At 51.8% G+C, this 13,191-nt stretch carries 14 protein-coding genes; 1 reads left to right on the top strand and 13 read right to left on the bottom strand.

The genetic code is table 11. From position 1 onward, the window contains the following. Positions 1 to 63 precede the first annotated feature (63 nt). From AC50X8_RS13255 to AC50X8_RS13235, 5 genes are all read right to left on the bottom strand, one after another. Positions 64 to 549, bottom strand: coding sequence for an SNF2-related protein (locus tag AC50X8_RS13255; protein ID WP_494880036.1), 486 nt, complete (start codon positions 547 to 549; stop codon positions 64 to 66). A gap of 375 nt (positions 550 to 924) precedes the next feature. After that, on the bottom strand, positions 925 to 2,460 hold the full coding sequence (gene rlmD, locus AC50X8_RS13250) for a 23S rRNA (uracil(1939)-C(5))-methyltransferase RlmD (protein WP_494880035.1): 1,536 nt from the start codon (positions 2,458 to 2,460) through the stop codon (positions 925 to 927). Positions 2,461 to 2,603: 143 nt separating this feature from the next. Continuing rightward, a complete protein-coding gene (locus AC50X8_RS13245) occupies positions 2,604 to 3,521 on the bottom strand; it encodes a diacylglycerol kinase (protein WP_099517062.1) in 918 nt (305 codons plus the stop codon). A gap of 132 nt (positions 3,522 to 3,653) precedes the next feature. Beyond that, entirely contained in the window at positions 3,654 to 4,439 is a 786-nt protein-coding gene (locus AC50X8_RS13240; RefSeq protein WP_494880213.1) for a sirohydrochlorin chelatase, read from the bottom strand. Positions 4,440 to 4,452: 13 nt separating this feature from the next. Then, positions 4,453 to 4,743: a YerC/YecD family TrpR-related protein gene (locus AC50X8_RS13235; protein WP_046231556.1), complete on the bottom strand. Its 291-nt coding sequence runs from the start codon at positions 4,741 to 4,743 to the stop codon at positions 4,453 to 4,455. A gap of 341 nt (positions 4,744 to 5,084) precedes the next feature. Between AC50X8_RS13235 and AC50X8_RS13230 the strand changes: the two genes are divergently transcribed. Beyond that, positions 5,085 to 5,654 (top strand): tyrosine protein kinase, encoded by a 570-nt coding sequence (locus tag AC50X8_RS13230; protein ID WP_494880034.1) that lies wholly within the window; start codon positions 5,085 to 5,087, stop codon positions 5,652 to 5,654. Here AC50X8_RS13230 and AC50X8_RS13225 read toward each other — a convergent pair. The 8 genes from AC50X8_RS13225 to AC50X8_RS13190 form a co-directional block, all read right to left on the bottom strand. Next, positions 5,651 to 5,779, bottom strand: coding sequence for a hypothetical protein (locus tag AC50X8_RS13225; RefSeq protein WP_494880033.1), 129 nt, complete (start codon positions 5,777 to 5,779; stop codon positions 5,651 to 5,653). The two genes, AC50X8_RS13230 and AC50X8_RS13225, sit on opposite strands and share 4 nt — an antisense overlap. Before the next feature lie 72 nt (positions 5,780 to 5,851). After that, a complete protein-coding gene (locus AC50X8_RS13220) occupies positions 5,852 to 6,847 on the bottom strand; it encodes an inorganic phosphate transporter (RefSeq protein ID WP_494880032.1) in 996 nt (331 codons plus the stop codon). A gap of 24 nt (positions 6,848 to 6,871) precedes the next feature. Continuing rightward, positions 6,872 to 7,483, bottom strand: coding sequence for a DUF47 domain-containing protein (locus AC50X8_RS13215; protein WP_056032854.1), 612 nt, complete (start codon positions 7,481 to 7,483; stop codon positions 6,872 to 6,874). 291 nt (positions 7,484 to 7,774) lie between these two features. After that, positions 7,775 to 8,836 (bottom strand): DUF3048 domain-containing protein, encoded by a 1,062-nt coding sequence (locus tag AC50X8_RS13210; RefSeq protein WP_494880031.1) that lies wholly within the window; start codon positions 8,834 to 8,836, stop codon positions 7,775 to 7,777. 352 nt (positions 8,837 to 9,188) lie between these two features. Continuing rightward, complete coding sequence (locus tag AC50X8_RS13205) at positions 9,189 to 10,010, bottom strand: alpha/beta hydrolase (RefSeq protein ID WP_056030572.1); 822 nt, start codon at positions 10,008 to 10,010, stop codon at positions 9,189 to 9,191. Positions 10,011 to 10,127: 117 nt separating this feature from the next. Beyond that, a complete protein-coding gene (locus AC50X8_RS13200; RefSeq protein ID WP_056030576.1) occupies positions 10,128 to 10,709 on the bottom strand; it encodes a thioredoxin family protein in 582 nt (193 codons plus the stop codon). Positions 10,710 to 11,022: 313 nt separating this feature from the next. Beyond that, positions 11,023 to 12,471, bottom strand: a complete 1,449-nt coding sequence (locus AC50X8_RS13195; protein ID WP_494880030.1) for a sensor histidine kinase — start codon at positions 12,469 to 12,471, stop codon at positions 11,023 to 11,025. Beyond that, positions 12,429 to 13,178, bottom strand: coding sequence for a response regulator transcription factor (locus AC50X8_RS13190; RefSeq protein WP_056030582.1), 750 nt, complete (start codon positions 13,176 to 13,178; stop codon positions 12,429 to 12,431). Before AC50X8_RS13190 ends, AC50X8_RS13195 begins: the two co-directional genes overlap by 43 nt. Between the last annotated feature and the right edge of the window lie 13 nt (positions 13,179 to 13,191).

Raw genomic sequence — 13,191 nt, 5'->3', positions numbered from 1 at the left:
GGACACGGCTTGGTAAAGTGCCTGCTCTACGTCTGTAGGGTGGAACGGAAATGTAATCGCTTTTCATTCGGTGCAATAAATACATTCCAAGACTTGGCTTTGCAAGGTGCGATGCGTAAAGCCTATTAGCCTAACTTTCAATAAGCTCAAGTCGCTTTTGGTAGTCATATATTGCGATCGGAACGCCGTAATATCTCCATATAAGGGATCATCATTTAAGGTAGAAAGCCCTTGTTGCTCTTGCAACAAATTTTGAAGGGGTATCGCTGTGAGGAGCAACCTTTTTCGATCCTCCAGAGCACACTTAATCCCTTGTCTGAGATTTTTGCTGCTTCGGTATAAATTCCTTAGCGTATGTGCTTCGTATATGACGACAGTGTCCCAGGCAATTAAACGTAGTTCGTGATTTATTAGTTTCGCGTATTGATACGAGGTAATAATAATACCATTTTGCATTAAGGGGTTACTGATACTTTGCTTCTGAGCCTCCCAATATGCCTTTGCCTCAATAATGAAGCTCGGTAAATGGAATTTTGCTTTCAGCTCCATGCTCCAATGTTTGCGCAACGAAGCTGGTCAACTAATAAATAATCTTCGCTTGCGTTCTACCCAGAGTTTCCAAAGGACACGCCCAGTCTCGATTGTCTTACCTAGACCTGCCTCATCGGCCAGCAATACAGATAGTGGCGAACGTAACTCGAATAAAACTGCCTCGATTTGATGTAGGTTCAGGTTGACGACAGTATCAAACAAGGGCCTGTAAAACTTCCCTACATCATCCACGCCAGATAGCCTGGTTAATTCATATGCATAGTAAAGAGAATGTTAAGGGGTATACCTATTACAGTACCTCCAATTAAGCTATACACCTAGAATGAATTCCCATAGAAAGAAAACCCGCAAAGTGTTGAAAACAAAGGATTTCTACGTATCTATTCGTTGCATTCCTACCACGCACTCCACATGCGTAGTCCACGGAAACATATCCACCGGCTGCACCTCAACCGTTCGATACCCGCCATCCTCCAACACCCGCAAATCCCGCGCCAAAGTCGACGGATTACAACTCACATACACAACTCTCTCCGGCTGCATCGCCAAAATCGTCTCCAGCAGCTCAGGATCACAGCCTTTGCGCGGCGGATCGACGACGATGACGTCGGGCATAATGCCGCCCTCCTCGCGCCAGCGCGGAATGACGACCTCAGCAGGTCCTGCTTCGAACGTCGCATTTCCAATCCCGTTCAGCTCCGCATTCCGCTTCGCATCCTCAATCGCCTCCGGCACGATCTCTACGCCGTACACGTGCCCAGCTTGCCGCGCCAGGAACAGCGATATCGTTCCGATCCCGCAATAAGCATCAATGACCGACTCCGTTCCAGTCAGCGCCGCATACTCCACCGCTTTGCGGTACAAGGCCACCGTTTGCAGCGGGTTCACCTGATAGAACGATCTCGCCGATATCGCGAAGCGAATGCCGTCGAGCTCATCATAAATAACATCGCTGCCCCACAGCACCTTCGTCTCATCGCCAAAAATCACATTCGTGTTCCGCTCATTCACATTTTGAACGATGCTCGTCACACCTGGCAGCTCCTCACGGATGCGCTCCACCCAGCGCTCAGCCTGCGGCAGCTTGCGTCCATTCGTCACGAGCACAACCATCATTTCGCCCGTTACAAAGCCCGTACGCGCCATAACATGGCGCAGTACGCCGCGTCCGCTCTCCTCATCATAGCCAGTTACGCCTAGCTCGCGCCCAATCGCCTTCACTGCCCGCACGATTTCATCATTGCGGTCATGCTGAATCAGGCAATCATCCATATCAATGATCCTGTGGCTGCCACGCGCATAAAAACCAGCAATCAGCTTACTCTCCGCACCATCACCGTCATTAGCATGACCGCCTGTCATCATGCCGATCGGCACCTGCGCCTTGTTCCGGTAGCGCCAAGGCTCGTCCATACCAATAGTTGGATGCACAATAACGGCAGCTTCCGCCGCTTTATTTTCCGCCGATCCACCTGCCTGTGCCTTCTCCGCTTCCCCAGCAACACTCAGCTTCCCGATCCGCACCAGATTGTCCACCACATGCTGGCGTTTCCAGCTCAGCTGGGCTTCGTATTCCATATGCTGGAGCTGGCAGCCGCCGCATTGCTTGTAAATGTCGCATGGTGGCTCGACGCGGTCGTCGCTCGCGACCAGCAGCTCCTGCAGGCGCGCATAGCCATACTGCTTCTTCGTCTTCATGACCTTCGCGCGCACGCGTTCACCAGGAAGTGCGCCCTGCACAAAAAGGGTATAGCCCTCAGCGCGACCTACCCCTTCCCCGTCATGCGTCAGTCCGATAATATCGAGAACGACCTCTTCATTTTTGCTTACCGGCACATTTTCTGGCGGCTTCGACTGGGAATCGCTGCGCCCACGCCCGCCACCACCTCTGTTATTCCTTCTGTTCATTGCTCTACCCGCTCCGCTCTATATCGCCATTAACGCAAGCAGGCCGCTAAGCGGCCAACTTTCTGCTCTTATTCTTTTTCACAAAATGACTCGCCAGCATACACGAATCCCTAATCTTCTCTATCCACTATAAATCCATTATACTACCGATAGGTCGACTCGCCCATCTCATCGGCAAAAATTCGCAAATGCGAAGGCAGCACCGAGAACGTAAACGGCAGCTTGCCGCCGTATTCGCCGTCGAGATTAATCTGTACGTAGTCTGGCGTCGTGACCTTCATCTCATTCGTGCGGAAATGGATAATATGCGGATCATTCATATGCTCCCCGCGCAGCGCGAGCGACACGAGGCGGATAAACTCCGGCAAATTGCATTTTCGCAGCAAAATGACGTCAAACAATCCATCGTCGAGCTTCGAGTCCGGAGCCAGCTTCTCAAACCCGCCAACCGAGTTGCTGTTGCAGATGAGAAAAAGCATAAACTCCTCATGAAAATCGCCAACGCCTGCGGCCTGGATTTTCAGCTCCGTCGGGCTGAGGCGCGTCATTTTCTCCATGCCCTTCATATAATACGCCAGCTGCCCAATCATCGTCTTGAGCTTGCTCGGCACATCATACGTCAGCTCCGTCATCGAACCGCCACCAGCAATATTAATAAAATAACGCTCATTCGCCTTGCCGACATCAATCGGGCGCGTATACTGCTGAATGATCAGATCGACCGCATATTCCCAATGCTTCGGAATGCCCAGTGCCCTTGCGAAATCGTTCGTCGTCCCTAGCGGTAAAATGCCCAGCGGCGGCAAATTCGGCTTCTCCGCCAGCCCATTAATAACCTCATACAGCGTTCCGTCGCCGCCCGCCGCAATAATCAGATCATAGCCGCGCTCCGCGGCTTCGGCCGCCGCAAGCGTCGCATCGCCCTCGCCTATCGTCGCGTGGCAGCTCGTCTCAATGCCGCCGCGCTCCAGCCGCTGCAAAATATCTGGAAGCCTGCGCTTCATTTCTTCCCTGCCGGAAGAAGGATTATAGATCAATCTTGCTCTTTTATATGCTGACATCAGCGTGACCTCCAGCCCTTTTCCATTTTCCCATGTGTCGGCAGGCCTACCTATCGCCTTCGCGCATGCGTAATTCTTGCCTTTCTTGCCCTTTGTCCCTATCGTCCCGTGCGTTCCTTCCACTTTCCCCTATTATACGGCTTCCAGCCCCGCCAGCCAATCCGTCATATTCCGCACCAGCCAGCGCTCAATCGCCGGGTCAGGCAGCATCGGCCTTCCATTATAGCGATAATCCAGTCCCGACAAGCGCTCCGGTATGACCTCATTCGTAAAATAGCCATTGCTCAAAAATAACGGAACGACGATAACCGCTTCCTCCGGCCATTCCACCTGCATGCCTCTCAACCGCTCAGCAGCCTGATCAGGCAGCAGCATAGCCGTTTCCGCGCGCGCGAAACCGCCTAGCTCGCGTATACGACCAGCTAGCGCACCCAGTCCTTGCTGCCAGCGCTCATGAAACACCGGCTCCTTGCTGCCGTGGCCAATTAATAGAAGCGCTTCGCGGCTCGGCTCCGCGCTGAGCGGCTTCATATTTTGCAGCAGCAGCTCAGCAATTTCTGGATCATCATTTATCGGTATGCCCATATGAACATGCGCGTTCACCCTAAACCTACCCAGATCGCCCTCAAAATCCGAGATCGGCGCAAAACCAAAAGCCTGTCCAATTTCATCGATATGCGTACTGCCTGATGAAATGAACAGCGGCAGCACATACAGCTCGTTTACGCCCTGCGCCTCCAGCGCATCAATGCCGTCCTGAATAAGCCGACCTTCTATAATTTCAAGAAAAGACGAATACACGGGCACCTCGGCCCGCTGCATCGTCTCTGTTGCCCGTTCTACTGCTTCATCTACAAGCTGCACCCACTGCGCATCGCGCGAGCCGTGGCTTATAACGAGAATGCCGGGTTTTGTCATGGCTTTCACGCACCTACCGTCCTAAACGTTCTAAAGCCATTTTATACCCGTCGTTGCCATAATTCAAACAGCGCTTCACCCGCGAGATCGTAGCCGTGCTCGCCCCTGTCTCCGCTTCAATCTGATTGTACGTGCTGCCCTTGCCGAGCATGCGCGCTACTTCCAGACGCTGCGACAGCGACTGAATTTCATTGACCGTGCACAAATCATCAAAAAACACATAACATTCCTCAACGGACTTTAAAGTTAAGATGGCCTCAAACAATTGATCTACCGCTTTATCGTTCAGCTTTTTGAGCTGCATATTCTTCACTCCTCTAGTCTTCAAACCGGACTTCCAATGCTCACATTGTAGCTTTTTTACCCGTTTTTTTCAAGCATTACCGTATTCACGCTTTACAGAACAGAAGAGCTAACGTGGGGCATCTGCCGTTATTTTTCTTCAATACCCGTGACATTCGTCCAATCCTTACGTTTGCCTATGCCATAGACTAATACCAAGTGTACACCGCTTCACCGCCGCATTGGCGAGGGAGCCCGCGCTTCACCATGACCGCTCTGCACAACGCACCTCGTCTTCCACAGGCAGAGCATTCCACCATGAGGCACGGCGATTCGACTATAAAATTTAAAAGGGTGATCAGCGTGAATTATCGCAATAATCCCGGCGGCTATCCCCAATATCCCCGCTACCCGCATGCTCAGCAGCCGCAGCATTTCCAGCATCGCAGCAGCCGCCAGGGGCCGAGCCAGCTCAGCCCCACCGTTAACCATAACGCCAGCGTATCCGGCCTACTGAATGAAAATGCGATTCCAGAGTTTCAGCCTCCGCTTCAATCAGTTCAAGCCGTACAGCCGGAGTCACAAACCGTCGTTCCAGCTACAGCGGCCGAGCTTGCTGAAACCGTAGCCCCTGCCAAAGGCGGCGGATTCTCGCTCGCTAATTTGGGAGAGATCAAAGGCTTCGTCGACCGCATAGGCGGTATTGACGGCATTTTGACCACGGTGACGAAGGTTCAGAAGGTGATGAGCAGCGTATCCCAGATGGCTCCGCTCGTGAAGGTGATTATGGGCTCCTTTGGGAAAAAAGGGGCCGAGGACGACGCCACCGACGACGTGGAAGAGTTCGTCCCTAAACGCAAGCGCCGCAAGTCCGGCAGCGGCTCTGGCTCAAGTCCCGCCGCCCGTAGACGCAGAAGAAAACGCCGGCGCTAAGCCCCGGCAGCGGAGAGCAGCGCCGCTAACCGGCCTGCCTCCTCCGCCATGCGAAGCGAACAGCCCAGCATGGCGCGCCCCTCCTGCCAGCAGCAAGCATTGCTGGCAGAAGCTCTCTTTTTCACCGTCCAGCCCTCCCCGCCCAACAAAAAAGCCCGCATCCACTAACGGACCGGGCTTCTAAACGCTATGCAAGCTTAAATGAACAACAAATCCATTGCCCAGTAGACGGCCATTGCCATCAGGACAGTGATCGGAATCGTAATGACCCATGCGACCAAAATGCGGCCCGCCATCGACCATTTCACGCTGGAGAAGCGCTTCGCGCTGCCTACACCGAGAATCGAGGACGTAATAACATGTGTCGTACTTACTGGCAAATGCAGCACCGTAGCCGTCAAAATAACGACAGCCGAGCCTACATCGGCAGCAAAACCATTGATCGGTTCGATTTTGAAAATCTTCGTACCCATCGTTTTAATGATTTTGTAGCCGCCGACGGACGTACCAAGCGCCATCGCCAGAGCAGCGGACAGCTTAACCCACAGCGGAACGTCCAAACTATCTTGAACTCCCGCCGCAACGAGCGCGAACGTGATAATTCCCATCGCCTTCTGCGCATCATTCGTACCATGCGAGAACGATTGGAAGGCTGCCGTTATGATTTGGCTGAAACGGAAGCCTTTGTTCACCTGATGCGGGCTCGATTTTGCGAAAATCCGCTTGAGCAGCCACATAATGATGAAACCAGCCGAGAAAGCAATCAGCGGCGATAAAATGAGAGCTTTAACAATATCTGTGAAACCAGAAGCATTAATCGTGCCAATGCCTGAACCCGCAATAACCGCACCAGCCAGCGAGCCGATGAGCGCATGGGACGAGGAGGACGGAATACCGAACCACCACGTAACCAGGTTCCAGATAATAGCTGATATGAGCGCAGCGATAACGACTTCGACACCATTCGGCAAATCAGCCGGATTCGCAACGCCGCTTCCGATCGTTTTGGCTACCCCGGTAAACATAATTGCACCGAGGAAGTTCATCACCGCAGCCATCAAAATCGCTACACGAGGCTTGAGCGCACGGGTCGATACCGACGTCGCAATCGCATTCGCGGTATCATGGAAGCCGTTAATAAAATCAAAACCGAGTGCCAGAATGACAACCGTCCATAAAATATATGAATCCATTAGAGTTGACTCCCACTTTCCGCGTTAGCTATTGCGCATAATAATCGATTCCAGCGTATTGGCAACATCCTCGCAATAGTCGGTCGTTTGCTCCAGCATTTCATAAATTTCCTTGCGTTTCATCAGCTCAATCGGATCGCTTACGTTCGCGAACAAGCTTGTAATACATACGCGAAGCAGATCATCGGCTTGATTTTCCAGCTCGTTCAGCGCAATGTTCGGCTCACGAATAGCCAGCAGCTTCTTCTGTGTCAGCAAATAAATAGCTTTCTTGATCTGATGCGCGCAGCGCAGCAAAATGTCGCCAAACAGCTGGATGTACTCATCCTTCTCCTTGATGTTGTACATTTCGAAACGCGAAGCGCAAGCCTCGATTCCATCAAGCACATCGTCAAGCGAGGTCGTCAGCGCCATAATATCTTCTCGTTCAATCGGAGTGATGAACGTTTTGTTCAATTCCTTCAAAATCGTGTGCACATACTTGTCGCACTGGCTTTCGTATTCCTTCATCGTCTTGGCGAAAGCAGAGACATCGGACAAATCCGACAATCCGTTTGAGAAATACTCAACAGCGACAACGAGCGCATCGGCCATTTCTTCAAACGTTTTAAAGAAAATATCTTTTTTCTTGAACATCGTAATCCCCTTTACCGGCTGGATGTTTTGTTTGAGCATTTTGTCGACCATTGGTGACCTTTGGTGGATAAGCCCAGAATATCTTAACACAGTTTACTTTAAAATTGTTAACGGAATATTAACGTTCATGAAAAAAAATTTCTTTTTTTCACTCTATGCAGTCATAACGTTCATTTCCTCCGCTTCCAAAACAAAGGCGCCGCCTCGTAAAGAGACAGCGCCTAAGCTTATATTGCCACGGGCACAGAAGCACTCTTCACCTGCTAAAAGTGTTTCCGAACCGTGCTTTTTTTACCCATACATCACATGATCAGCAATCGATTTTGTATTTGGGACAATGTGGAAAAAGGTTTTGCCCGGCACAAGAGCAAGCTCCTTGCCATCCTTCACGATCCGGATCATATTGTCCGGCGCCCGTACCCACGACGCCTCCGTCATCCGACCCTGCTGGAACAGCATCGCATCTCCGCCCGCTTGCAAATCAACCGCGAGCCTGCCTTCATTGTCCAGCGTCTTATGGCTTGCTGCCAGTACGACCAGATTCGAAGCCGCAAGCTGCTCATTATTGTTGAGGTCAATATGCGCTTCATCGTTGATAGAACGTTTATATAGCTTGCTCGCCTCATCATAGGCGTAAGAAACCTTATAATCCTTCAGCGTAAAATGGATCGTTACCGCCGTCGCAGGAGTCGTTGCCTCCGCTGCGCCGTTCTCTGCAAACACGTAGGCAGGCACTGCTGTATCCTGCTTGTAATTTTTCTTCTCCGCGCCGGAACGCAGCTTCTCTAAATCCGAATACAGATTATGCGGCGCCTTGCGCTCCTTGCTGCGCCAGAAATAGGCGCCCGCGTTCGAAATTTCATCCAAATACGGCTTCTTCTGCTGCTGCAAAATCGCATAAGCGTCATTGCTGCCGCCTGCATGGGCAAGTACAGCGCCGTAGCTTTCGCCAATATTAATTAAATAAGGGCGGATGCTGCGAATCGGACCAATCGAATCGGTTATCGCATCCGTGCTTTGGAACAGCGCAACGAGCCTCGTAATGCCGCCTTCCGCCAGCACCTCCCACACCACATCGGCATTCGACAATCCCGATTGCGGGCGAGCCGGCTTCAAGTTGTTGATCATGACAGCAATTGGCCGCTCCAATGCTTCTGTCTGCCGACCAATTCCCGTTAATGGCGCTTGATACGGCAGTGCTCCCGGTGAGACGCTAGGGCTTGGCAAAGCGCTTGGCTCTGGCGAAGCGGATGGAACCGCTTCCCCTTTACTGCCTCCCGCACAAGCTGCAAGCAGTACAAGCAGCAGCAGCAGAATGCTGGACGATAAACCGATTCTTTTTCCCAATTTCATGAATGATACCCGCCTTTATCCGAATGATCCAAGGTGAAACGGCTGTTGCCAATTGGGGCGCGGCGCGTTTCAATCCGAGAAATATAAGCATTTATAAGTTGAAACTTATAAATGCTTATATTTTTATAATTTCAAATCTATCCTCTAGCGTGATAGATAACATGACAATTTACGCAGCAAAAAGCTCGCAAAAGCAGCTTAGCTGCCTTTTCTACCTTTCTACTATACCACAGGATGATAGAAGGAGTAACAAATTAACTAAAAACAGGACCTGCTCACGCGTTAGTCCCGCGTGACAGGTCCTGCCATAAAGCCGGATGCCGCCGTAAGCGGCACTACCTTTTTTTCCAATTTAAATGCTCCAGTGATGCCATTCCTGCTGCTTCTTATCCAGCCCCTCCAGCCATTCCGAGCTGATGCGAATCGCTTCCTCCTGATGCTGGCGGTTGGAGTACGTATGCGACGCCTGAAAAATAATTTCCTTGTCGCACAGTCCCTCGCTGCGGGTCCAGAACACCTTCTGATAGAGGAAGCTGTAATCGACGGGAATGAGTTCATCGCTCGTGCCATGGACGAGAAGGACATCGCCGGAGAAGCGTGTTGCTGCCTGGAACGGCTGATGCTCAAGCAGAGAGTCGAAGAAAACGGGCTTCAGCGTAAAACCGGAATAATCAACAAAGCCGGATTCAACCGCTTCATCATAGCCCTTCCTGCCGACAATTCGGACAATATCATTGAAGGGATAAGCAACTGGCGACCATAGAAGGAGGCGCTTGACCCGTCTATCCTTGACGGCTGTCATAATGGAGACGGCTCCGCCTAGGCTATGTCCAAGCAATACAATCCGGCGCGGGTCGACGCATTCCATGCTAGTGATGTAGTCAAGCGCTGTGCGCGTCTGATCGACCATGCTGTCGAAGCCAAGCGAGCCGTAATCGCCATTGCTCTCGCCGCAGCCGCCATAATCGAAGCGCAGCACATACGAGCCTTGGGCTGCAAGGGCGCGGGCTGCTTTGACAAACAAGCGGTCCACACCGATGCGGCTTCCAACAAAGCCATGGCAAATAATGATCGCCTGCCGTTTGCAGTCGTCGTTCTTCTTCTCATCCGTCGGATAATGCAGCGTAGCTGCCAGCTCCAATCCTTCATGGCGCAATACCAGATGCTTCTCCATGTCCAAAACCTCCTGCCGTTTCCATACAGCGTCTTAATTATGTTAATTCCTACCCGAATACTTTGAATTTGTTAAAGTCATAATAGCACCCGCAGATGCTGCTGTCAATCCGTTATTTTATACTAGATCGCAAGCTTCAACCGGCATCCAGTGCTCATCCTGTCCATCCCATTTGACGTTGCAGCCAATCGGATTGGTGTACGGCACCGACACCTCCTTGCCCAGCGTATGCTCGGTAAGCGCACGCTCCAAATCATAAACCGTCACTTTGCTCGAATCCTTAGGCTGGTCAACTCCCCGGCCCGTATAAACCAGCTTGCGCTCTTTATCAAAAACATAAAAATGCGGCGTACGCAGCGCCCCATAAGCTTTGGCTACCTCTTGCGTATCATCGCGCAAATACGTCCAAGGAAACTCCAGCTCTTTCATTCGCTCCACCATATGCTCGAAGGAATCATGCGGCTTCGTAGCAATGCTGTTCGCATTAATGCCGACGAAAGCAACGCCCTTCTCCTTGAACTTGATGGCCGTCTTGCGCGTGAGCTCGTCCGATCCAACGACATAAGGACAATGATTACAGGTGAAAAATACGACCAGCGTGTCCGCATCGGCAAAATTCTGCAGCGAATAGCTTTTGCCATCCGTCGCCGGAAGCGTAAAATCTGGTGCTTGCTGACCAATCTGAACAGTGAAAGACATATAAATCCCTCCCAGTATGAAATGACCATCCCCTATATTGTACCACAATTAGGCAAAGCTTTTTTTGATGGCCCGAGAATGCTTCGGACATATTAATGAAAAGCAGCAAGTTATTATTCAATTAGGCAGCTTTCGAGGCCGCCAAGGAAGGAGTGGAGCTTATATGCCTGCATGGATCGTATGGCTAACTGAACACTGGCTTTCCGTTATGCTAACGTTTGGTGTCGTCGTTGCTGTCGTCTGGGTATTGTTCAACCGCAATCTGCTGTTTAACAAAAATTAGCCGCCCTTCCGGGCGGCTGATAAATTCTGGCTATGTTGCTGGTTTGTCCTGATGGCTGATCGGCAGCTTGATCGTGATTACCGTTCCAGCACCACGCTCGCTGTCTATTTTCATCTCGCCAGCATGCAGCTCGGTAATTTCCTTGCAGATCGCGAGCCCAAGCCCGCTTCCGCCCTGCCCCGTATTCGCCTTATAAAACTTCTCCGTCACATGAGGAATGTCCTCGGCTTCGATGCCGCAGCCGGTATCGGCAACTGTCAGCAGCGCAAAGTTCTCGTCAGGCGTAATGGAGATCGACACGCGAATGGTGCCGCCTGCTGGTGTGAACTTGAATGCATTGTCAATCAAATTAATGATAACCTGCTTCAAGCGATTGGCATCCGCATACACCATCACCGGCGATTTGCCTAGCGTGACGAGCAGCTTCACGCCCGTCTGATCCTGCCGGACACCAAGCTGGGCCGCCGTCTCCTTCACTGGGCTGTTGAGATCCAGCAGCTCGGCATGAAGCTCCATGCTTCCTGCCGACAGCTTGGAGAAATCGAGCAAATCCTCAACAAGCCCCGACAAGCGCAGCGTTTCATGGCTAATTATTTGCAGCCCCAGCTTCATTTCCTCATTGTCGGCCGGATCGCCTTCCTTCAGCGTCTCGCTCCAGCCTCTAATCGACGTAAGCGGCGTTCGCAGCTCGTGGGAAATGGAGGAGATAAAATCATTTTTGAGCTTCTCGCGATGATTCAGCTCCACGACCATCGAATTGAACGTTTCCGCCAGCTGTCCAATTTCATCATTGCTTCGCTTTGTCGCACGCCTCGTCCAGTCTCCATCGGCCATATATCTTGCCGCACGTGTCAGCTCGCGAATAGGCCGTACAATACGCTGCGCCAGCCACAGGCTTAAGCCCAGAAACAGCAAAATAACTGCCAGCCCCACGAATGCCGTCATGCGCAGCAGCTGGCTTACCATATCGTCCACAGCGCTGATGGAGGCCGAATAACGCAGCAGGGATACGACATGCGTATCGTTCCAGACCGGTATCGTAATCGACGTGACCCGTTCCTTGTAATAAGGATCATTGCCCTGCCAAATATCCGTATTCCCGTTCATCGCTGCCTGCACGTCCAGCGTGCTGTAATGTATATCTTCCACCAGCCCGTCGGAGTCCATGCGTACGTTGCCATACACATCAAGCAGCTGAAGCCGGGTATCGCCCTCCACCATATATTGCAGCATGTAATCGGCTTGATCATGCATTTTCAGCGAAGCCATCGTCCGGTTATGCGTGGCAAGGGCGGATACAGCCCGCTGCTTAACCGAGCTTTGTGCGCTGCCATAATAATAGTTGGTAATCAGTGTAGCAAAAAGTCCGCCGAGCACGACGACAACGAGCGCAATCAGCAGCAAATAGCTCCACACGATTCTCGTCTTCAGACTGTTCATCCGCTGCTGCCCCTTCTCCAGCGGTAGCCGAAGCCCCATACCGTTTCGATGAAAGCAGGCTCAGAGGAATTGTCTTCAATTTTTTGGCGCACCCGCCTAATGTTTACGTCAACGACCTTAAGGTCGCCCACATAATAACGGCCCCAAACCTCGCTCAAAATATCATCGCGGCTGACGCTTTTGCCTTCCCGCTCCATTAATAGCCGCACCAGCGTCCATTCGGTCGGGGTCAAAATAATTTCCTCATCGTTTTTCCATAGCTTGCGCGCAGATACCGACAAGCGGAATGGCCCAATGGTCAGCTCATCATCCATTACCTCCTGCACGGGAGCAGCCGCCGCCAGCTCTTGGCTAGCCACCGCCTGAAGCAGCGCAGCACTCGGCTGCATTCTGCGGTAGAGCGACTTGATGCGGGCAATCAGCTCGCCTGGGCTGAATGGCTTCTGCACATAATCGTCGGCGCCAAGCTCCAGCCCGTGTATTTTATCCTCTTCCTGCGACTTCGCGGTCAGCATAATAATGCCCATGCTGGGGAATTTGCTGCGCAGCTGCTCGCATACTTCGAAGCCGCTAATAGTCGGCAGCATCACATCAAGCAGCGCAATATCAAATGGTCCCTCCGAATCAGCCAAAGCGAGCGCCGTTTCACCGTCGCCTGCTTCCGTCACTTCCATCTCATTGCGTTTTAGATTAATGCGGACAAAGCCGCGAATCGCTTCTTCATCTTCCAGCAGCAAAATACGCATAGGTCCACCCACT

This window comes from Paenibacillus sp. JT22N15 (assembly GCF_059383755.1).
Note: the sequence above shows the minus strand (reverse complement) of the source record. Positions and strands in the feature narration are given on the sequence as shown.